This window comes from Mycobacterium parascrofulaceum ATCC BAA-614 (assembly GCF_000164135.1).
Classification (GTDB): domain Bacteria; phylum Actinomycetota; class Actinomycetes; order Mycobacteriales; family Mycobacteriaceae; genus Mycobacterium; species Mycobacterium parascrofulaceum.
The window spans coordinates 533,476-554,019 of the sequence record NZ_GG770555.1; the positions used below are offsets into that span (position 1 = coordinate 533,476).

A 20,544-nucleotide genomic window follows, 5' to 3' on the forward strand; every position below is an offset into this window, starting at 1 on the left:
CCCGGCCGCGGCGGGCGGTGCCGGCCCGCCGACCGCGAACCTGCGTGAAGAGCTCGACGCCTTGCGCAAGCAGATCGCCGACATGGCGATGGAACGCGACGTGCTCATGCGGTCGGCCGCGATGTGGGCCCAGCAGGCGATGGACCGTCCCGACGGCTAGGCGCGTCGCCGAAATTGCCGTCATGGTCGCGATTGGGCCGAAAAGACAGCCATGACGGCAATCTCGGCGCGAATATCACTCCCAGGTCCAGTTCGCGATTCGCGGATCGTCCTCGCCGTGCTCGCGGGTGTAGACGCAGGCGGCGAGCCGGGCGTCGACCATGCGCTGACGCAACTCCGCGGCCCGGCTGGCCAGCCCGTCGACCCGGTCGATGACGTCGATCACCAAGTGGAAGCGGTCGAGATCGTTCAGCATCACCATGTCGAACGGCGTCGTGGTGGTGCCGCGCTCCTTGAACCCGCGCACGTGGATGTGCGGGTGGTTGGTGCGGCGGTAGGTGAGCCGGTGAATGAGCCACGGGTAGCCGTGGTAGGCGAAGATGACCGGCTTGTCGCGGGTGAACAGCGCGTCGAACTCCTTGTCCGGCAGGCCGTGCGGGTGCTCGGAATCCGGCTGCAGCCGCATCAGGTCGACGACGTTGACCACCCGGACCGCCAGCTCGGGCAGTTCGCGACGCAGGATGTCGGCGGCGGCCAGGGTTTCCAGCGTCGGGATGTCGCCGGCGCAGGCCAGCACCACGTCCGGTTCACCGGTGGCCGTACTCGCCCAGGGCCAGATGCCCACGCCCCGCGCGCAGTGCGCGATGGCCTGGTCCATGTCCAGGTAGGCCAGCGCCGGCTGCTTGCCGGCGACGATCACGTTGATGTAGTCGCGGCTGCGCAGGCAATGATCGGCCACCGACAGCAGCGTGTTGCCGTCCGGCGGCAGGTACACCCGGGTCAGTTCGGCCCGCTTGTTGGCGACCAGGTCGATGAAGCCGGGGTCCTGGTGCGACGCGCCGTTGTGGTCCTGGCGCCATACGTGCGAGGACAGCAGGTAGTTGAGCGACGCGATCGGCCGCCGCCACGGCAGCTCCAGGCTGGTGGCCAGCCATTTGGCGTGCTGGTTGAGCATCGAGTCGACGATGTGGACGAACGCCTCGTAACAGTTGAACAGGCCGTGCCGGCCGGTCAGCAGGTAGCCCTCCAGCCAGCCCTGGCACAGGTGCTCGGAGAGCACCTCCATCACCCGGCCGTCGGGCGCCAGGTTCTCGTCCTCGGGCCCGAGCTCGGAGAGCCAGACCTTGGCCGTCGACCCGTAGACGGCGTCCAACCGGTTGGAGGCCGTCTCGTCGGGGCCCATCAACCGGAACCGGTCCTTGTTCCGGGCGATCACGTCCCGCAGGAAGGTGCCCAGCACCCGGGTCGCCTCGTGCGAGGCGGTGGCGGGCCGCTCCACCGTGACGGCGTAGTCGCGGAAGTCGGGCAGGTCGAGGTCGTGCAGCAGCAGCCCGCCGTTGGCGTGCGGGTTGGCGCTCATCCGGCGGTCACCGGTGGGGGCCAGTGCCCGCAGCTCGGCGCGCAGCCTGCCGCCGGCGTCGAAGAGCTCCCCGGGCCGGTAGCTGCGCAACCACTCCTCGAGCTGCGCCCGGTGCTGGGGATTGTCGTGCGTCTCGGCGAGCGGAACCTGATGCGCGCGCCAGGTGCCCTCGACCTTCTTGCCGTCCACCACCTTCGGGCCGGTCCAGCCCTTGGGCGTGCGCAGCACGATCATCGGCCAGACGGGCCGCTGGGTCTGGTTGCCGCCGCGGGCGGCGCGCTGGATGGCCGCGATGTCGTCGAAGGCGTCGTCGAGCGCGGCCGCCAGCTGCCGGTGCACGTCGGCCGGGTCGTCCCCGGCGACCGTGATGGGCCGGTAGCCGTAGCCGCGCAGCAGCGCCTCCAGCTCGGCGTGCGGGATGCGCGCCAGCACGGTGGGGTTGGCGATCTTGTAGCCGTTGAGCTGCAGGATGGGCAGCACCGCGCCGTCGGTGACCGGGTTGAGGAACTTGTTGGAGTGCCAGCTGGCCGCCAGCGGCCCGGTCTCGGCCTCGCCGTCGCCGATCACGCAGGCCACCACCAGGTAGGGGTTGTCGAAGGCCGCGCCGTACGCGTGCACCAGCGCATAGCCGAGTTCACCGCCCTCATGGATGGACCCCGGCGTCTGGGCGGCGACGTGGCTGGGGATTCCGCCCGGGAAAGAGAACTGGCGGAACAGCTTTCGCAGCCCTTCGGCATCCTCTTCGATGCCGGTGTACACCTCGCTGTAGGTGCCCTCGAGGTAGGCGTTGGCGACCAGGGCCGGGCCGCCGTGGCCGGGGCCGGTGACGTAGATGACGCTGGCGTCGCGCTCGCGGATGATCCGGTTCAGGTGGGCGTAGATGAGGTTGAGCGCCGGGGTGGTGCCCCAGTGACCCAGGAGCCGCGGCTTGACGTGCTCGGGCGCCAGCGGTTCGGTGAGCAGGGGGTTGTCGAGCAGGTAGATCTGCCCGACGGACAGGTAGTTGGCGGCGCGCCAGTAGGCGTCGATCAGGTCGAGTTCGTGGTCGGCAAGGGGAGCGGTGGTCTGCGTTTGTGAGCTCACCCCGACGATTGTCCGCGCGCGCGGTGAACGGCGTCCGACGCGGTGCTCACTCCTGAGGGCGGCGACCCGCTTCGCCCGGCCCCGCCGCCCTCGCGATCGCCGCGTGAGGGCGGCGACCCGCTTCGCTCGGCTCGCCGACTACTCCTCGCCGCGGGCGCGCGACTCGTAGGCCTTGCGCTTCTCGGCATCGACGTCGTCGGTGAAGACGTGCTCGCCGCCCAGCGCGCGGTTCAGCCCCTCGGACAGCGCCCGCGGCAGGAACTTCTGCGACGCGATGATCGCGCCGGCCGTCTTCGTGACCCGCACCCGCGGCCGGGGGTGGGCGACGAGTTTGACGATCGCCTCGGCGATGTCGGCCGGCTCGGCGTTCTTGATGCCCTTGGCGCCGGACGTCCCCGCGATCAGCTCGGTGTTCACGAACGTCGGCATGACGACCGAGAATTTCACGCCCGCCCGGCGGTATTCGATCCTCGCGGTGTCGGTGAATCCGATCACCGCGTGCTTGCTGGCGCAGTAGGTCGCCGCCCCGGCGATGTACGTCTCCCCGGCGAGCGAGGCGACGTTGATGACGTGTCCGCGCCCGCGGGGGACCATGCGCTGGGCCGCGAGCTTGCTGCCGAGGATCACGCCGTAGACGTTGATGTCGAGTACGCGCCGGGTAACGGCGTCGGGTTCGTCGACGACGCGGCCGAGCGGCATGATGCCGGCGTTGTTGACCAGCACGTCGAGCGGGCCGAGCTGGCGCTCGACCTCGTCGAGGAACTCGGAGAACGAATGCGGGTCGGTCACGTCCAGCTTGCCGTACACGTCCAGGCCGAGCGCGGCACCGGACTCCTTCACCCGCACCTCGTCGACGTCGCCGATCGCCACCTTCGCGCCCAGATTGTGCAGCGCGGTCGCCGTGGCCAGCCCGATCCCGCGGGCGCCGCCGGTGATCACGATGACCTTGCCGCGGACCTTCAGCCCGACGGATGCGGTGTCTGCCATCTCGTACCCTCCGAATTCTTGACGGGTGTCAAACCAAAGCGATCCGGTAAGCACAGCACTCGGCGTGTGGGTACGCAACAACCGGGCCGGAGATACTGCAACGATGACCGAGGTGCGGGTGGCGGTCCCCGCGGACGCCTACCAGGTGGCGTGCCTGCACGTGCGGTCCTGGCGGTCGGCCTACCGGGGACTCATCGCCGAGGACTACCTGGGCGGTCTGACCCCCGAGGGGCTGGTCCACCGCTACACGTTCGGGCGGATGGGGTTGCGGCTCCCCTCCACCGTGGTCGCGGTCGACGGGTCGGGGATTCGCGGCTTCGCCACCACGGGCCTGTGTCGCGACGGCGACCCACCGAACTGCGGCGAGCTGATGGCGCTGTACGTCGACCCGGCGTGCGTGGGCACCGGCGTGGGGACCCTGCTGATGACCGCCGCCCGTGAGCGGCTGCGGGCCGTCGGTGTGGCGCAAGCCGTGCTGTGGGTGCTCGACGGGAACGCCGCCGCCCGGCGGTTCTACGAGCGCTCCGGATGGCGGGCCGACGGGGGTTGCCGCACAGGCACTTTCGGGAGTGACACGCGGCGCCTGGTGCGTTATCGGATGGCGCCGGTGTAGCCACACGATCACCAACCCGCCGAACCGGGACCGCCCTTGAACGGGCCGGTCACCCAGCTGGTGATCCAGCCGCCGTAGAAGCCCCCGGGCTGGGGCACGACGACCTCCCCGTTGACCGTGCAGCGGTCGACGTTGGCGGCCATGACCGCGACGGCCCCGGCGATGGATTCGAATCCGGGAGTCGGGTTCGGATAACTCCACGCGGATTTCCGGGCCACGACGCCACCGCCGAGTAGATCGAAATACGTTGCCCGGCCTTTCCATTCACACCAGGAGCTCCCGGGCGCCGCACGCAGCGACCCTTCGGCGAACGCCTCGCGCGGGAGGTAATAGGCGGGCGGATGGCTGGTCTCGAGCACCCGCCAGGACCGACGGGTGGATGCGATGACTTCGCCACCCAACTCGACGGTGATTTCACCGGTGAACGGCTCGACGCGGGGCGGGCGCGGGTAATCCCACACCGACTCCCGCGGAGGCCCGGCGCCTCCCGACCCGGATCGGCTCATGCGCGTCGCATCGGGCTATGGGGTCCAATATTCGTTCATCGGTTGAGCGTACTTGTCGTTGTTGGTGAGGCGGGGAAGCTGCAGCGAGTCCTCGATGGTGCGCAGCAGGCTGTAGTGATTGTTGTGGGCGGCGGCCACCAAATGGCCTTGGCGCATCCCGGAATTCGGCGACGGGATGACGATCATGGGGATGTGGTTACCTTCGTTGCCGATGGTCAGCGAGAGGTTGTTGAAATCCTCGTCCCAGGTGATGAATATCGCGCTGCGTTGCGTCTGGAACGCCGGCGAATTCACAATCGTCGGCAGCACCTGCTGCAGGAACTGGTCGCCGGCCTTGATGTTGTACTGATGGTTCGTCAGCTCACTGCCGACGAAGCGGAGGTTCACCGGGCCTTCCATGTTGTGGTCCTCGTCCGCGGCGAACCACACGAAGTTCGGGGTGGTGTTGGTGTTGGCCAGATCCGTGGCCATCCGTGTCAGCGGCAGCACGTGCGCCTGGCAGCGGGCTGCGTTGGAGACGATGTCGTGGAAGGCGAGGAAGGGCAGTTCCCCGGGGCTGTACGGACCGCTCGACGTGGTGGCGCACGGGGTGGGCATGCTCTGCTCGTAACTGGCCCAGCTCTTGCCCGCCGCCTCGATGGAGTCGGCGAGGTTCGGCGCGTCGAAGCAGTTCATCTCGCAGTTGTAGTTGGCGCCGAAGTCGGACCCGCCGAGTATCGGGTAGTAGTTGGGCAGGCTCGGGTGGGTCAGTCCAAAGTAGTTCGACCCGTATCCGTAGGAGCTGATCAGGCTGTTGATGTAGGGCGCATTGGGGCTGCCCACAACGTCTTTCACGCCATGGTTTTCCATGTAGACCAGAAACACGTGGTCGAGCGGCGCGGCGGTCGAGTTGGGCGGCGTGGGTAGCGGCGGGGCGGGCAAGGGCGCGCCGATGGTGAGCGAGAGGTTGTCGGCGTACGAGTGGTTGTAGGCGCCGCCCGCCCAGTGGGTGTCCTTGAACATCACGGTGACCCGCGCGCTGCGGGTGCCCGCCGGTATCGTCCCCGTGGTCTCGCGCGGGAACAGCTCGGTCTGAAACCCACGCTGAAGGATGGATACCGGTCCGATTTTCCCTGTGCCCAAGGGCAATTGGCTGGCGGCCAGGAACTCCACGGTCGCCGACGCCTCGGACAGTTCCAGCCTGTTGCCACCCAGCCAGCCGCTCAGCGTGTAGGGCACGGCGCCGCCGTCGATGGCCCCGGCCGCGCCGCTGAGGTCGACGACCTGGGTGATGGTGGACGTCGCCACGTTGCCACCGCCGAAGTACTGCGCGCCGCCGTCGGGCGGGCCGTGCTGAGCGGACGGGAACGCCAGGAACTTCGGCATGGTCGGGCCCGGCGACCCGAGCGGCGAGGGGAGCCGGACCAGGGTGTTGTATTTGATCACGGTCGGCGTGCCGGTCACCGTCCAGCCCGGTATCGTCACCCCGCTGTAGCCCGACAAGGACGGGTCGCCCACCTCGGCGCCCGGGTTGACCAACAGGTTGGGGCTCATCGTCGCGGCGGCGGCCGCCCTGGGTGCGGTGCACGTCGAGAGCACCAGCAGGGCAGCCCCCACGGCGGCGCCGGCCACCCGACAAAGACGACAGAACATTCAGCCATCCCCTCGGTGGTCAACACGCCGCGCATTGCTCCGTCGATGGTGAGCTACGTCACGCCGCCGGCCTACGCTCTTGCGCGAACCGTTATCCAGCGGTTGCCATTTGGTGACCGAGTCGCCGGGGCGAGGTCAGGAGAAGTCGTGTAGGTCAGCTGACGGCGAGCCACACCAGGCTGGCGCCGCCGGCCAGCGCGCAGTAGACGGCGAACGGGGTGAGGGTGCGGGTCTGAAAGTACTGCGTCAGGAACCGCACGGCGAGGTAGGCGCAGACGAAAGATGCGACGCTGCCGGCCAGCACCTGGCCGTGGATGCCGGTGGCGCGGGCCCCGAACAGTTCGGGAATCTTGTAGACGCCGGCGGCCAGGATGATGGGTGTGGCCAGCAAGAAGGAGAATCGGGCGGCGTCCTCGTGGGACAGACCGCGCCACAGGCCGGCCACCATGGTGATGCCCGAGCGGCTGATGCCGGGCAGCAGGGCCAGGATCTGCGCGGCGCCGATCAGGATGCCGCGGCGCAGGGGGAGTTGGGCCAGCCGATTGTCGACGGCCTCGCCGGAGTGCCCGGGCTGCTCCCCGCCGCTCCGCTCCGGATCGGGCGCGGGCGCCACGCGCCGGCGCAGCACCTCGCCCGCGTAAAGGGCGATGCCGTTGACTAGCAGGAAGATTGCCGCGGGGACGGGCTTGCCGAGGGTGGTGCGGAACGTCCGCTCCAGCGCCAGCCCGGCCAGCCCCACCGGGATGGTGGCCCCCACGATCAGCCAGGCGAGCCGCTCGCCGGCGGTCTCGATCCGGCGGTGCCGCAACGACGACACGAACCCGGCCACGATGCGCAGCCAGTCCCGCCAGAAGAAGACCAGCAGGGCCGCAGCGGTGGCCACATGCAGGCCGACGATGAACGCGAGGTAGGGCGATTCGGGCCCGGAGACGCTGAGGTCTCGGGCCCACCTGCCGCCGACCACCGCGGGAACCAACACCGCGTGCCCGAGACTGGAGACGGGGAACAACTCGGTGACGCCCTGGAACGCGCCCACCACGATGGCCTCGATGTAGGTCAAGTGCGCGCTCATGTCGAGTGCCTCCGTCGGATCGTTTCTCCCATGGCCTCGCCGATCGGCCTGTGACGATAGCCGACCGCGAGTCCGCCCACCCAATCAGCTTGCCCAGTTGGCTATTTGGTTGGGGTCGCCGTCCGCCCGGCCGGACCCGGCACCTGCGGGTACCGTGTGCTGATGGCCGACGGGTTGCTCGACGCCGTGCGCGTCCTCGACTTGTCGAGCGGAAACGGTGACGCGGTGACGCGCCTGTTCGCCGACCTGGGCGCCGATGTCCTCAAGGTCGAACCCCCCAGCGGAAGCCCGGCGCGCGCCGCGGCGCCGACGCTGGCCGGCGCGAGCATCCCGTTTGCGGTGCACAACGCCAACAAGCGCAGCGTGGTGCTGGACCCGTTCGACGAGGACGACTGCGAGGTGTTCCTCGACCTGGCCGGGCAGGCCGACATCGTCGTCGACGACGGTTTCTACGGGGAGGCCCCCACCTTCGGGACCTCGGTCGAGGAGCTGGCGGCCCAGCATCCGCATCTGGTGGTGCTGTCGATCACCGACTTCGGCGCCACGGGTCCGCGGTCGTTGTGGCGGGCCACCGACCCGGTGTTGTACGCGATGTGCGGCGCGCTGTCGCGATCCGGTCCCACCACCGGCACGCCGGTGCTGCCGCCGGACGGGATCGCATCGGCGACCGCCGCCGTCCAGGGGGCCTGGGCCGCCCTCGTCGCGTACTACAACCGGCTGCGTTGCGGTACCGGCGAATACATCGACTTCTCGCGATTCGACGCGGTGGTCATGTCGCTCGACCCGGCGTTCGGTGCGCACGGGCAGGTCGCCGCGGGAATCCGCCGCGCCGGGCAGTGGCGGGGCCGCCCGAAGAACCAGGACGCCTACCCGATCTACGAGTGCAAGGACGGCTACGTCCGGCTCTGCGTGATGGCGCCGCGGCAATGGCGTGGCCTGCGCCGCTGGCTCGGCGAACCGGACGACTTCCAAGACCCCAAATACGACGTGATCGGCGCGCGCTTCGCGGCGTGGCCGCAGATCAGCGAGCTGATTCAGGCGCTGTTCGCCGGCCAGACCATGAAGGACCTGGTGGCCGAGGGGCAGGCCCACGGGGTGCCGATCGCCGCGGTGCTGACGCCGTCGTGGGCGATGACCTCGGAGCATTTCCGGGGGGTGGGCGCGATCACCGACGCCGAGCTCGTTCCGGGCGTGCGCGCCGCCGTGCCGACCGGCTATTTCGTCGTCGACGGGCGGCACGCGGGCTTCCGCACCCCCGCCCCCGCCGCGGGGCAGGACGGGCCGGGCTGGCGCGGAAATCCGGCGGTGGTGTCCTCGCCCTCCGGTCGCGTCGGCGAATACCCGTTCGCGGGACTGCGCATCCTGGATCTGGGCATCATCGTCGCCGGCGGCGAGCTGAGCCGGCTGTTCGGCGACCTGGGTGCCGAGGTCATCAAGATCGAAAGCGCCGACTACCCCGACGGGCTGCGGCAGGCCCGCGTCGGCGAGGCGATGAGCGAGTCGTTCGCCTGGACGCACCGCAACCACCTGGGCATGGGCCTGGACCTGCGCAGCGCCGCCGGCAAGGAGATCTTCACCCGGCTGGTCGCGGAGTCCGATGCCGTCTTCGCCAACTTCAAGCCGGGAACGCTGACCGCGCTTGGGTTTTCGTATGACAACCTGCGGGCCGCCAACCCGCGGATCGTCCTCGCGGAGAGCAGCGCCTACGGCGACCAGGGCCCGTGGAGCGCCCGCTTGGGCTACGGTCCGCTGGTGCGCGCCGCGACCGGTGTCACCCGGCTGTGGACGGCCGACGACCCGGAGAGCCGGGATGGCGCTGCGCGGCACGCCTTTTACGACGCGACCACGGTCTTTCCCGATCACGTGGTCGGGCGGATCACCGCGATCGCGGCGCTTTCCGCGCTGATCCACCGGCACCGCACGGGCGGCGGGTCGCACGTGCACATCTCACAGGCCGAGGTCGTGATCAACCAGCTCGACACGTTGTACGTCACCCAGGCCGCGGCGGCCGCCGGCGTGCCCAGGATCGCCGACGACACCAGCCTGCACGCCGTCTACCCGTGCGCCGGTGACGACGAATGGTGCGTCATCTCGATCGGCTCGGACGAGGAATGGCGTTGCGCCGCTGGCGTTTTCGATCATCACGAATGGGCCGACGACCCGCGGTTCGCCACCGGCGAGGCGCGCCTGGCGAACCGCCGGGAGTTGGTGGAATTGGTGGCGGCCTGGACCCGGAAGCGCACCCCGGTGCGGGCCGCCCAGCTGCTGCAGTCCTCCGGTGTCGCGGCCGGCCCGATGAACCGGCCGCCCGACATTCTGGAGGATCCGCAGCTGCTCGAGCGGAAACTGTATGCCGAGATGCGGCACCCCCTCGTCGAACGCACGCTGCCGGCCGAGACGGCGCCGGCCCCGTTTCAGCACATCCCCCGGGCGCCGCAGCGGCCGGCGCCGCTACCCGGCCAGGACACCGTCGACGTCTGCCGCAGAGTGCTCGGCATCGGCCCGCAGGAGATCGATCGTCTCATCGGCGACGGCACGCTGTTCGGTCCCCCATAACGCGCGCCGAACCCGGCCCGCGCGACCGGACGGATCGATAGCCACGCTAAATTCGTCGTATGACCGTGGACCCCAGGACGCCCGTGCTGATCGGCTACGGCCAGGTCAACCACCGCGACGAGATCGACCCGGACAAGCGGTCCGTCGAGCCGGTCGACCTGATGGCCGCGGCGGCCCGGCAGGCCGCCGACGCGCGGGTGATCGCGGCCGTGGATTCGATCCGGGTGGTGAACATCCTGTCGGCGCACTACCGGGACCCGGGGCTGTTGCTCGGCCAGCGGATCGGCGCCGCCGGCTTCACCACGCTGTACAGCCCCGTCGGCGGCAACGTGCCGCAATCGCTGGTCAACCAGGCGTGCCTGGACATCCAGCGGGGCAGCGCCGGGGTGGTGCTGCTGGCCGGCGCCGAGACCTGGCGCACCCGCCGGGGCCTGCGCGCCAAGGGCGGCAAGCTCGAGTGGACCGTCCAGGACGACTCCGTCCCGATGGCCGAGGTCAGCGGCGACGACGTCCCGATGGCCGGCGACGCCGAGATCAGGATCCGGCTGGACCGCCCGGCCTACGTCTACCCGCTGTTCGAGCAGGCGCTGCGGATCGCCAACGGCGAGTCGGTCGACGACCACCGCAAGCGCATCGGCGAGTTGTGGGCGCGCTTCAACGCCGTCGCGGTCGACAACCCGCACGCCTGGATCCGCAAACCGGTGACCGCCGGGGAGATCTGGCAGCCCGGCCCGCAGAACCGGATGATCAGCTGGCCGTACACCAAGCTGATGAACTCCAACAACATGGTCGACCAGGGCGCCGCGCTGGTCTTGACCTCGGTGGAACAGGCCAGGCGGCTGCAGGTCCCCGACGACCGCTGGGTCTTCCCGCATGCCGGCACCGACGCGCACGACACCTCGGCGATCGCCGAGCGCGACGAACTGCACCGCTCCCCGGCCATCCGGATCGGCGGCGGCCGGGCGCTCGAGCTGGCCGGGCTGGGCGTCGACGAGCTGGACTACGTCGACCTGTATTCCTGCTTCCCCTCGGCCGTCCAGGTGGCCGCGAACGAACTGGGCCTTCCCGTCGGCGATCCCGCCCGACCGCTCACCGTCACCGGCGGGCTGACGTTCGCGGGCGGTCCGTGGAGCAACTACGTGATGCACTCCATCGCCACCATGGCCGAGTTGCTGACGGCGAACCCCGGGCGCCGCGGCCTGATCACCGCCAACGGTGGCTTCCTGACCAAGCACAGCTTCGGCGTGTACGGCACCGAGCCGCCCGCCGAGTTCCGTTGGGAGGACGTGCAACCCGCCGTCGACCGCGAGCCGACCCGCGAGGGCCTGGTGGAATGGGAGGGCGTCGGCACGGTGGAGGCGTGGACGACGCCGTTCGACCGCGAGGGCCGCCCGGAAAAGGCCTTTTTGGCGGTGCGCACGCCCGAGGGGTCCCGCACCCTCGCGCTGATCACCGACAGCGCGGCGGCGGAGGCGACGGTGAGCGAAGACATCGGCGGCGCCAAGGTCGCCGTCGCCGCCGACGGCAGCGCCGCGCTGCAATAACTCCTTGGCGCCATCCCGCCGGCTCAGGGTGCCGGTTGGCCCGTAACGGTCGCGTAGGTTGGGCCGTCTTGCCTATTGTCTAGTTTGAGGTCGGGGGAGGTGAGCCCCAGGTGCAGATCCTGGTTACCGACGCCACCGGCGCACTCGGGCGGCTGGTCGCACGGCAGTTGATCGCTGCCGGGCACACGGTCAGTGGGATTGCTGAGAGCCCGCACCCCTGCCTCGACCGCAACGTCGATTTTGTTTGCGCATCCCTGCGCAACCCCGTCCTCCGGGAGCTCGCCGGCGAAGCCGACGCGGTGATCCACCTGGCGCCGATCGACATCACCGCCCCCGGCAGCGCCGATATCGACGGCCTCGCGCACGTGACCGACGTCGCCGCCCGCGCCGGCGCGCGGCTGCTGTTCGTGTCCCAGGCGGCGGGGCCGCCGGCGCTGTACCGGCCGGCCGAGGATCTGGTGGCGACCAGTTGGGGCCCCAGCCTGGTCGTGCGCACCGCCCCGCCCGTGGGCCGCCAGCTCGACTGGATGGTGTGCCGCACGGTGGCCACGCTGCTGCGGACCAAGGTTTCGGCGCAGCCGATGCGGGTGCTGCACGTCGAAGACCTGGTGCGCTTCCTGGTGTCGTCGCTGAACGTCGACCGCACCGGCGTGGTCGACCTCGCCTCCCCGGACACGGTCAACGTGGTCACCGCCTGGCGGATGCTGCGAGCCGCCGACCCGCGGACCCGGCCCAACGGGGTGCGGAGCTGGCCGCGGCTCGTTCCGGACATGGATATTGCCGCGGTGCAAGAGGATTGGTCTTTCGCGTTCGGCTGGCAGGCGCTCGAGGCCGTCGCCGACACCGCCCGCGGGCTCGTCGGCCGCCGGATCGCCGCGGCGGGCGCCGTCGGCCACGGGCGCCAACTGGCATTGCCGGTCGAGGTCATGCCCCGCCCGCGGCCGTCCGGGCAGGACCACAGCGCGGCGCCCGAGGGCGTGGAGGGCGAGTTCGACGACCGGATCGACCCGCGCTTCCCGATTTTCAGTGCGGGCAATCTCTCCGGGGCGCTGCCGGGACCGCTCACCCCGATCACCCTGGACGTTCAACTGAGCGGGTTGCGCACGGCGAATCGGGTGCTCGGCCACGTGCTGGCGCTGGGGGGTGCGGTGGGCGACGAATGGGGGAGCAGGGCCATCGCGGTGTTCGGTCATCGGCCCTACGTCGGGGTGTCGGTCAACATGGTCGCCGCCGCGCAGCTTCCCGGTTGGGATCAGGACGCCGTCGCCCGCAACGCCCTGGCCGGCCGGCCGCACCTCGGAGACCCCCTCCCGTTCGGCGAGCCCGCGCTGGCGGGCGGCGCCCTCGGCTCCATCGCCAAAGCCGTGGTGGCGGGGCGGTCACTGGCCCTGTTGCGCCATCTCAAGTCGGACACGCGGGACTACAGCGCGGCCGCCGAAACGGAACAGTTCGACGCCGCGCAGCTGGCGGCGCTGCCCGACGCCGTCCTAGGCGCCCGAATTCGCTTGCTGCGGGACCGCATTCACCAAGGCTGGATTCTCACCGCGCTGTGGCTGATCGACACCGGGGTCACCGCGGCGGCACTCGAACGCCGCAAGGCGGCACGCGGGGTGCCCGGTGTGGACATGATCATGGACAGCGCCTTGGTGGCGGCCGAGACCGCGCGGCTGGCCGCGGTGCTGCGGGCCGACCCTCCGCTCTGTGCGCTGGCCGCCGACGGCAACCTCGCCAGCATTCGCGCGTTGTCTCCCAGCACCGCCGCCGCCGTGGACGACGCCGTCACGCGTGTCGGGCACCGCGGGCCGGGGGAGGGCGAGCTGGCCAGCCGGACCTACGCCGACGACCCGGCGATGCTGCTCACCGCGGCGGGAGAACTCGCCGTCGCCGAGGGCGCACCCACCGAGCCGCCACCCTCGACGCTGGCCCAGCGGCTGGCCGCCAACGCTCGCGACTCGCGCGAGCTCGCCCTCGACGTGACCATGCGGTTCACCCATCAGCTGCGGATGACGTTGCGGGAGCTCGGGTCCCGCCGGGTCACGGCCGACGCGATCGACGCCGCCGACGACGTGTTCTACCTGACGTGCGACGAGCTGGTCACCATGCCGGGCGACGCCCGGTTGCGGATCAAACGCCGCCGCGCCGAACGGGAACGGTTGCAGGCGCAGCACCCGCCCGACGTCATCGACGGGACGTGGACTCCCGTCGAAGCCTCAGCCGACTAGCTCGGCCAGGGGAGTCTCGGGATCGGCCAGCCGGTCGGGGTCGACGGAAGCACCGGATCTGATCAGCGCTTTGACGTCGTCGAGCACGTCCCAGATGTTGACGTTCATCCCGGCCAGGACGCGGCTTTCGGGGTCGAGCCAGAACGCGACGAACTCGCGTGCGGCGACGTCGCCCCGGAACACCACGCGCTCGGAGCCCGACGCGTGCCCGACATACTCCATCCCGAGGTCGTATTGATCGGTGAAGAAATACGGGAGTTCATCGTGTTCGCCTGGGCTGCCGAGCATTCCGGCGGCCGCGACCGCGGGCTGCTTGAGCGCGTTGGCCCAATGCTCGGTGCGGATCCGGCCGCCGAACAGCGGGTGCTCCGCGGCGGCGATGTCGCCGACGGCGTAGATGTCGGGATCGCTGGTGCGCAACGACGTATCGACCAGCACGCCGCCCGAGCCCATGGCGAGCCCGGCCTGTTCGGCGAGTTCGACATTCGGCGTGGCGCCGACCGCGACCAGGACGGCGTCGGCGGCCACCGCCGACCCGTCCCGCATCTTCAGTCCGGTCGCCTTGCCGCCGGTGGTGGTGATCTCCTCCACCTGCGCCTCGAGCCGCAAGTCCACCCCGTGATCGCGATGCAGACCGGCGAACACTTCGCCCACCGTCTCGCCGAGCGCGGCCACCAGCGGTTGCTTGGCGGACTCGACGACGGTCACGTCGACACCACGCTGGCGGGCGGCGGCGGCGACCTCCAGCCCGATCCACCCGGCGCCCACCACCGCCAGCGAGGACCCTTCGGTGAGAACGGAATTCAGGGCCACGGCGTCCTCGTAGGTGCGCAGATAGTGAACCGACTCCGCGTCGGACCCGGGTATCGGCGGGCGGCGCGACGACGACCCGGTGGCCAGCAGCAGCTTGTCGTACCGCACCGTGGTGCCGTCGGGGAGCGCGACGGTGTGTTCGCCCGCGTTCACGGCCGACACCCGAGAACCGAGCCTCAGGTCGACGTTGTGGTCGTCATACCAGTCGGAGTCGTGCACCGTGAAATCGGTCAGCGACTTCTTTCCGGCCAGATACTCCTTGGACAGCGGGGGCCGCTCGTAGGGCAGCCGTTCCTCTTCGGCAAATAGCGTGATGCGCCCGTCGAAGTCTCTGTCGCGCAACGCTTCGACCGCTTTCGCTCCGGCAAGACCGCCGCCGATGATGACGATTGTGATAGAGCTGGCCATGATCGTCACTCCGTTCTGCCGTCGACATTTCGAGCCTACTCGGGCCGGCTTACCGCAAAAGTCCTTGCAACGTCAGCGCGTTCCGCACCGCGTGGCCGCCGAGATCGTTGTTGAAGTACATCCACACGTCCCTGCCTTCGCCCTGCCATGCGGCGATCCGGTCGGCCCACCGCCGCAGCTCGTCGTCCGAGTAGGAACCGGCGTAGATCGCGTCCTGGTCCGGACCGTGCATGCGGACGTACACCAGGTCGGTGGTGGCACGTGGCACGCACGCCAGCCCGGCGCCGCTCATCACCACGTAGGCGGCGCGCCGGCGCTCCAGCAGGTCGTAGACGCCAGGGTCGTTCCACGACGGATGGCGCAGCTCGACGGCCACCCGGATCGACTCCGGCACGCCGCCGAGAAACGCGTCCAGGCGCGCGTCGTCGCGCTGCTGCTCCGGGTGGAGCTGGACCAGGAGCACACCGCGGCGATCGCCGAGCAGTTCCCAACAGCGCTCGAATCGCTCGATCCACGGCCCCGAGGACGCCAGGCGCCGGTAGTGGGTCAGTCCGCGATGCGCCTTGACCGACATCCTGAAGCCGTCCGGCAGCTGGGCTCGCCATCCCGCGAAGGTCGAATCCTTCGGCCAGCGGTAGAAACTCGCGTTCAACTCGACGGTGTCGAACACCTCGACGTAGCGGGCCAGCCGCCGCGCGGCGGGCAGGCCCGGCGGGTAGAGCACGCCCGCCCAATGGTTGTAGGACCACCCGGACGTGCCGATCCGCACGGTCAACCGCTCACCTGCCGGCGCACGTCGTCGTCCAGCGACACCCGGATGAGCGCGGCGGCCAGCCGCGCATTGGCCCGCGGCGCAAGGGCTCCCAGCTTCTCCGGCCGGGTGGGCAGGCCCAGTTGCTGGGCCGCCGCGGTGGCACGGTCGTCGAAATAGGGCCGCACCCAGGTCCACACGTCCTGCACCTCGCGCAGGTAGATGTCGGCGCCGGTGTCCCCGATCCCCTTGAATTGCGTGAGCAGGCGTTTCGTCGCGGCGACGTCGTGGCGACTGCGCTTCGCGAGTTCGCGCAGATCGCCGGAGTACTCGTCGCGCACGCGTTCGGCCATGTCGGTGAGCCGGGTGGCGGAGCTTTCGTCGTAGCGCACGTAGTGGGCGCGGCCGAAGGCCTCGATCATGGCCCGCCGGTCGGCGGCGAGCACCGCCTTCGGCGTGCGCAGCCCCGCCTTGAACAGTTCGCGCCCGGCGGCCATGGCGATGGCCGCATCGATCGGCTTGCTGGCCAGCATGCAGACGATCAGCAGCTGGAACAGGGGCATCGGCTTGTCCCCGAGCTTGATCCGCGCCTCGGCGGCATAGGTGGTCCCGGCAACATCGAGCAGCCGCCGCACCAGTCGCTCGCGGTTGGCCATGTCGAACACGTACCCGTGCCGGCTGTCAGCAAACCGCGGCGATCACTTGGCCGGCAGGCTGCGCGCGTAACCGACGCCACGCGTCACCCAGCCCTGGAGCTGGCGTTTGGTCCGGATGCCGGCGACGTCCACCCGCACCCACCCGCGCACGTCGCGGCCGGCCATCACCATGGGGCTGACGTGGGCGCGCCGCAGCAGGTTGTCGAGGTCGACGGCGGGCACGCGGACCAGCAGGCCGCCCTGGCCGCTGACGGCCACCGACATGTTGCCGTTGACCAGGAAGGCGAGGCCGCCGAACATGCGTTTTTCTTCCACGCCGCGCTCTGCGGCGACGAGTTCGCGGATCTCGTCGGCCAGCTTTTCGTCATACGCCATGCTCGGCGCGTCAGTCCAGGTCCACGCGAATGGTCAGCAAGTCGCTGCCCATCAGGCGCACCACGGCGCTGTTGAGGCGCGGCAGGCCGCCCAGCCGGCGCAGCGGGTCGTCGTCGGGCAGCAGATGCGCGGTACCCGAGCGCCATTGCCCGCCGATGCGCAGCCGGACGGCGGGATCGGCCTTGATGTTGCGGACGTAGTCGGAGTGTTCACCGTGTTCGGAGACCATCCAGAATTGGTTGTCGACCACGCGTCCGCCGACGGCGGTGCGCCGCGGCTTGCCGCTCTTGCGGCCGGTGGTTTCCAGGATGATTCCCGGCATCTGGCGGCCCACCGGGTTGACGAGCAGCCGCTGCACGCGATGAACCACTTGGCGTTTGAGACTCACGGTTTCATTCAACGCCGAGGCCGCTGCCGATGTCACCCCGCAACGGGAAACGGCCGCCCCCTTTCGGGGGCGGCCGCCTCGTGATGCCGTTTTAGGTCCCGGGGTTGATCCCGCCGTTGACCTGGCCTGAACCCGAGGTTCCGCCTGCCGGCGTGAACACCTGGAAACCAGTAGACGTGTTGACGCCCCACTGGCCGAGCTGCGGGTTGAATACCACGGGGAGTTGCGTCCCGTCGGGGTCACCCACCGGCGGAACCCAAGTGGCCGGCAGCCCGTAGCGGACCGGGTCGTTGTAGTGCCCCGGCGGCGGGAACCCGTTGTGTCCCGGAGGGAGCGGGCTGCCAGGCGCGTTGCAGTTGACGCCCGGCGCGCCGGGGTTGCAGATCGGCTGGCCCGGCACATGCTGGCCCGGCCCCGGCATATCCCGGTCGCCTCCGGGCACGTTGGGGCCCGGAACGTTCGGCCCGGGAATATTCGGGCCGTTCGGGTCGGCCTGGGCCAATCCGGCGCCGATTCCGAACGCCGCGGACGTGATGGTGCCGGCCATGACCGCGCCGGCTGCGATTCTGTTCAACTTCATGATGAATCCCCTTGTCGAGCAGTTTGGCTGCCTACGCAGCTGAACCAGTTGACTTGGTGATTCGCTCACCCCATCGCCCTCACGGGCAGTCGAACCTCCACCCACCCAATACCCGAGTGTTCGATGCGGAAAACCTCTTCCCCCTATTTGCTGCGTCCGGCCAGGTCGGTCGGGACGTTCATCGCATCGCGGCCCGCGGGCTCATGGCGGGCGGGCGGAGCGGCCCCGGAGGCGCGTATCACCCGCTCCTGCGCAACGCCCAATGCCGGGGACCGCCGGGGAATGGTGTCGACACCGATTCCGGACTTCGCGTTTGGCCGGGATGCGAGCGAGTTTGCTGTGCATCCCGGCCAACGCATCTCAGGCGGCGATCGTCGCGGTGTGCGCCGCCGATTCCAGCGCCTGCGCGACGATGTCGGCGACGTCGGTCATCGGCCGCACATCCAGCGCGTCCAGCACCTCGGCGGGCACGTCGTCCAGGTCGGGTTCATTGCGGGACGGGATGAAAACCGTTGCCAGCCCGGCACGTTGGGCCGCCAGCAGCTTCTGCTTGACGCCGCCGATCGGCAACACCCGCCCGTTCAGCGTGACCTCACCGGTCATGCCGACATCCGAGCGCACCTGACGTCCGGTGGCCATCGACACCAGGGCGGTCACCATGGTGACGCCGGCCGACGGGCCGTCCTTGGGCACCGCGCCCGCGGGCACGTGCACGTGGATGCGCCGGTCGAGGGCCTTCGGGTCGACCCGCAGCTCAGCGGCGTGCGAACGCACGTAGGACAGCGCGATCTGCGCCGACTCCTTCATGACGTCGCCCAGCTGGCCGGTGAGCTGCAAGCCCGGCTCGCCGTCGGTTGCGCCGGCCTCGATGTAGAGCACGTCGCCGCCCAGGCCGGTGACGGCCAGGCCGGTGGCCACGCCGGGCACCGCCGTGCGTTCGGCCGATTCCGGCGTGAACCGCGGACGGCCCAGGTAGTCGACCAGATCCGGCTCGTCGACGGTGATCGGTTCCGGGTCCTCCGCCAGCTTGGTGGTCACCTTGCGCAGCGCCTTGGCCAGCAGCCGCTCGAACTGCCGCACCCCGGGCTCCCGGGTGTAGTCGGCGGCGATCTTGCGCAGCGCGGCGTCGGTCAGCGTGACCTCGTCCTCGGTCAGCGCCGCCCGGTCCCGCTGCCGGGGCAGCAGGTAGTCCCGCGCGATGGCGACCTTGTCGTCCTCGGTGTAGCCGTCGATCTGCACCAACTCCATGCGGTCCAGCAGGGCGGACGGGATGTTCTCGATCACGTTGGCGGTGGCCAGGAACACCACGTCGGACAGGTCGAGGTCGAGATCCAGGTAATGGTCGCGGAACGTGTGGTTCTGCGCCGGGTCGAGCACCTCCAGCAGGGCGGCCGACGGGTCGCCGCGGTAGTCGGAGCCCACCTTGTCGATCTCGTCCAGCAGCACAACGGGATTCATCGTCCCCGCCTCGCCGATCGCCCGCACGATGCGGCCGGGCAGCGCGCCGACGTAGGTGCGCCGGTGCCCGCGGATCTCGGCCTCGTCGCGCACACCGCCCAGGGCGACGCGCACGAACTTGCGGCCCAGCGCCCGGGCGACGCTCTCGCCCAGCGAGGTCTTGCCGACGCCGGGGGGACCGGCCAGCACCATCACCGCGCCGGAGCCGCGGCCGCCGACGACCTGCAGCCCCCGGTGGGCGCGGCGGGCCCGCACGGCCAGGTATTCGACGATCCGGTCCTTGACGTCGTCCAGCCCGTGGTGGTCGGCGTCCAGGACCTCGCGGGCGGCCTTCAGGTCGGTCGAGTCCTCGGTGCGTGCGTTCCAGGGCAGGTCGAGCACGGTGTCCAGCCAGGTGCGGATCCAGCCGCTTTCCGGGCTCTGGTCGCTGGAGCGTTCCAGCTTGCCGACCTCGCGCAGCGCCGCCTCACGCACCTTCTCGGGCAGGTCGGCGGCCTCGACGCGGGCCCGGTAGGCCCCATCTTCGGGGCCCTCCGGTCCCAACTCGCCCAGCTCCTTGCGGATCGCGGCCAGCTGTTGGCGCAGCAGGAACTCCTTCTGCGTCTTCTCCATGCCCTCGCGGACGTCCTCGGCGATCTTGTCGTTGACCTCGACCTCGGCGAGGTGGGCGCCGGTCCAGTCGATCAGCACGCGCAGCCGCTCGGCCACGTCGACCGTCTCCACCAGTTGCCGCTTCTGCTCGCTGGACAGGTAGGACGCGTAGCCGGAGGTGTCGGCCAGCGCCGACGGGTCGGTCAGCCGGTTCACGTAGTCGACGATCTCCCAGGCCTCGCGCCGTTGCAGCATGGCCAGCAGCAGCTTCTTGTACTCCGCCGCCAGCGCCTTGATCTCGTCCGTCGTCTCGGCCTCGGGGACGTCGGTCACCTCGACCCACAGCGCGGCGCCGGGCCCGGAGGCTCCCGTCCCGATCTGCGCCCTGCGCTCGCCGCGCACGACGGCCGCGGTGCCGCCGCCGGCGATGCGCCCGACCTGCAAAGTCGTGGCGATCACACCGTGCGTCGCGTACCGGTCGTCCAGCCGGGGCGCGATCAGCAGCTGCCCGGATTCACTCGCCCGGGCAGCGTCGATCGCCGCCCGCGCGGCCTCGTCCAGCGCGATCGGGACGACCATTCCGGGCAACACGATGGTGTCGGTGACGAACAGCACCGGCATCGATTTGGCTTCAGCCATCAATCCTCCAAAAACTGAGTCTGATGCGCTCAACCCAGCCGGGCGCCGGTTTGTTCCCCGGGGAGGGCCGGCCCACACGGGTGTGCGGTCAGCCTCACACCCGCCGGCCCGCCAGCGGCGCCGAGATTGCCGCCATGGTCGTGCCGGGCGC

General features: G+C 70.2%; 16 protein-coding genes. 4 read left to right on the forward strand and 12 right to left on the reverse strand.

Translation table 11 applies throughout. The annotated features are described in order from the left end of the window. Positions 1-235: 235 nt before the first annotated feature. Positions 236-2,602, reverse strand: a complete 2,367-nt coding sequence (locus tag HMPREF0591_RS17945) for a phosphoketolase family protein (RefSeq protein ID WP_007170053.1) — start codon at positions 2,600-2,602, stop codon at positions 236-238. Between the two features lie 138 nt (positions 2,603-2,740). Next, the gene (locus HMPREF0591_RS17950) at positions 2,741-3,589 is read right to left on the reverse strand and encodes an SDR family oxidoreductase (RefSeq protein WP_007170054.1); all 849 of its coding nucleotides are present in this window, start codon (positions 3,587-3,589) and stop codon (positions 2,741-2,743) included. 103 nt (positions 3,590-3,692) lie between these two features. Between HMPREF0591_RS17950 and HMPREF0591_RS17955 the strand changes: the two genes are divergently transcribed. Further along, a complete protein-coding gene (locus HMPREF0591_RS17955; RefSeq protein ID WP_007170055.1) occupies positions 3,693-4,202 on the forward strand; it encodes a GNAT family N-acetyltransferase in 510 nt (169 codons plus the stop codon). Positions 4,203-4,210: 8 nt separating this feature from the next. On the opposite strand, the gene HMPREF0591_RS17960 is transcribed toward HMPREF0591_RS17955, so the two are convergent. The 3 genes from HMPREF0591_RS17960 to HMPREF0591_RS17970 form a co-directional block, all read right to left on the reverse strand. Then, positions 4,211-4,708: a DUF427 domain-containing protein gene (locus tag HMPREF0591_RS17960; RefSeq protein ID WP_040623059.1), complete on the reverse strand. Its 498-nt coding sequence runs from the start codon at positions 4,706-4,708 to the stop codon at positions 4,211-4,213. Positions 4,709-4,723: 15 nt separating this feature from the next. Next, positions 4,724-6,319, reverse strand: a complete 1,596-nt coding sequence (locus HMPREF0591_RS17965) for an alkaline phosphatase family protein (RefSeq protein ID WP_139093890.1) — start codon at positions 6,317-6,319, stop codon at positions 4,724-4,726. Between the two features lie 175 nt (positions 6,320-6,494). Further along, positions 6,495-7,412: an undecaprenyl-diphosphate phosphatase gene (locus tag HMPREF0591_RS17970; RefSeq protein WP_007170058.1), complete on the reverse strand. Its 918-nt coding sequence runs from the start codon at positions 7,410-7,412 to the stop codon at positions 6,495-6,497. A 156-nt stretch (positions 7,413-7,568) separates the two neighbouring features. On the opposite strand from HMPREF0591_RS17970, the gene HMPREF0591_RS17975 reads away from it, so the two are divergent. From HMPREF0591_RS17975 to HMPREF0591_RS17985, 3 genes are all read left to right on the forward strand, one after another. Beyond that, positions 7,569-9,968: a CaiB/BaiF CoA transferase family protein gene (locus HMPREF0591_RS17975; RefSeq protein ID WP_040623061.1), complete on the forward strand. Its 2,400-nt coding sequence runs from the start codon at positions 7,569-7,571 to the stop codon at positions 9,966-9,968. 59 nt (positions 9,969-10,027) lie between these two features. After that, positions 10,028-11,512, forward strand: a complete 1,485-nt coding sequence (locus tag HMPREF0591_RS17980) for an acetyl-CoA acetyltransferase (protein ID WP_007170060.1) — start codon at positions 10,028-10,030, stop codon at positions 11,510-11,512. Between the two features lie 110 nt (positions 11,513-11,622). Continuing rightward, positions 11,623-13,734: an NAD-dependent epimerase/dehydratase family protein gene (locus HMPREF0591_RS17985; protein ID WP_007170061.1), complete on the forward strand. Its 2,112-nt coding sequence runs from the start codon at positions 11,623-11,625 to the stop codon at positions 13,732-13,734. Here HMPREF0591_RS17985 and HMPREF0591_RS17990 read toward each other — a convergent pair. From HMPREF0591_RS17990 to lon, 7 genes are all read right to left on the reverse strand, one after another. Further along, the gene (locus tag HMPREF0591_RS17990) at positions 13,723-14,955 is read right to left on the reverse strand and encodes an NAD(P)/FAD-dependent oxidoreductase (RefSeq protein ID WP_040623314.1); all 1,233 of its coding nucleotides are present in this window, start codon (positions 14,953-14,955) and stop codon (positions 13,723-13,725) included. The genes HMPREF0591_RS17985 and HMPREF0591_RS17990 overlap by 12 nt on opposite strands. A 49-nt stretch (positions 14,956-15,004) precedes the next feature. Next, on the reverse strand, positions 15,005-15,730 hold the full coding sequence (locus tag HMPREF0591_RS17995) for a DUF72 domain-containing protein (protein ID WP_007170063.1): 726 nt from the start codon (positions 15,728-15,730) through the stop codon (positions 15,005-15,007). After that, the gene (locus HMPREF0591_RS18000) at positions 15,727-16,362 is read right to left on the reverse strand and encodes an HhH-GDP family DNA glycosylase (protein ID WP_040623315.1); all 636 of its coding nucleotides are present in this window, start codon (positions 16,360-16,362) and stop codon (positions 15,727-15,729) included. Before HMPREF0591_RS18000 ends, HMPREF0591_RS17995 begins: the two co-directional genes overlap by 4 nt. A 42-nt stretch (positions 16,363-16,404) precedes the next feature. After that, positions 16,405-16,737: a TfoX/Sxy family protein gene (locus tag HMPREF0591_RS18005; RefSeq protein WP_007170065.1), complete on the reverse strand. Its 333-nt coding sequence runs from the start codon at positions 16,735-16,737 to the stop codon at positions 16,405-16,407. Between the two features lie 10 nt (positions 16,738-16,747). Next, on the reverse strand, positions 16,748-17,125 hold the full coding sequence (locus tag HMPREF0591_RS18010; protein ID WP_007170066.1) for a nitroreductase family deazaflavin-dependent oxidoreductase: 378 nt from the start codon (positions 17,123-17,125) through the stop codon (positions 16,748-16,750). A 91-nt stretch (positions 17,126-17,216) separates the two neighbouring features. Then, positions 17,217-17,705 (reverse strand): hypothetical protein, encoded by a 489-nt coding sequence (locus tag HMPREF0591_RS33990; protein ID WP_007170067.1) that lies wholly within the window; start codon positions 17,703-17,705, stop codon positions 17,217-17,219. A gap of 360 nt (positions 17,706-18,065) precedes the next feature. Next, positions 18,066-20,393, reverse strand: coding sequence for an endopeptidase La (gene lon, locus HMPREF0591_RS18020; protein WP_007170068.1), 2,328 nt, complete (start codon positions 20,391-20,393; stop codon positions 18,066-18,068). Positions 20,394-20,544: the final 151 nt, after the last annotated feature.

Coding starts and splice junctions, on each gene's coding strand:
- HMPREF0591_RS17950 (WP_007170054.1), bottom strand. CDS start 3,589: ATGGCAGACACCGCATCCGTCGGGCTGAAGGTCCGCGGCAAGGTCATC.
- HMPREF0591_RS17955 (WP_007170055.1), top strand. CDS start 3,693: ATGACCGAGGTGCGGGTGGCGGTCCCCGCGGACGCCTACCAGGTGGCG.
- HMPREF0591_RS17960 (WP_040623059.1), bottom strand. CDS start 4,708: ATGAGCCGATCCGGGTCGGGAGGCGCCGGGCCTCCGCGGGAGTCGGTG.
- HMPREF0591_RS17970 (WP_007170058.1), bottom strand. CDS start 7,412: ATGAGCGCGCACTTGACCTACATCGAGGCCATCGTGGTGGGCGCGTTC.
- HMPREF0591_RS17980 (WP_007170060.1), top strand. CDS start 10,028: ATGACCGTGGACCCCAGGACGCCCGTGCTGATCGGCTACGGCCAGGTC.
- HMPREF0591_RS17990 (WP_040623314.1), bottom strand. CDS start 14,955: ATGGCCAGCTCTATCACAATCGTCATCATCGGCGGCGGTCTTGCCGGA.
- HMPREF0591_RS18000 (WP_040623315.1), bottom strand. CDS start 16,362: ATGGCCAACCGCGAGCGACTGGTGCGGCGGCTGCTCGATGTTGCCGGG.
- HMPREF0591_RS18005 (WP_007170065.1), bottom strand. CDS start 16,737: ATGGCGTATGACGAAAAGCTGGCCGACGAGATCCGCGAACTCGTCGCC.
- HMPREF0591_RS33990 (WP_007170067.1), bottom strand. CDS start 17,705: ATGAAGTTGAACAGAATCGCAGCCGGCGCGGTCATGGCCGGCACCATC.
- lon (WP_007170068.1), bottom strand. CDS start 20,393: ATGGCTGAAGCCAAATCGATGCCGGTGCTGTTCGTCACCGACACCATC.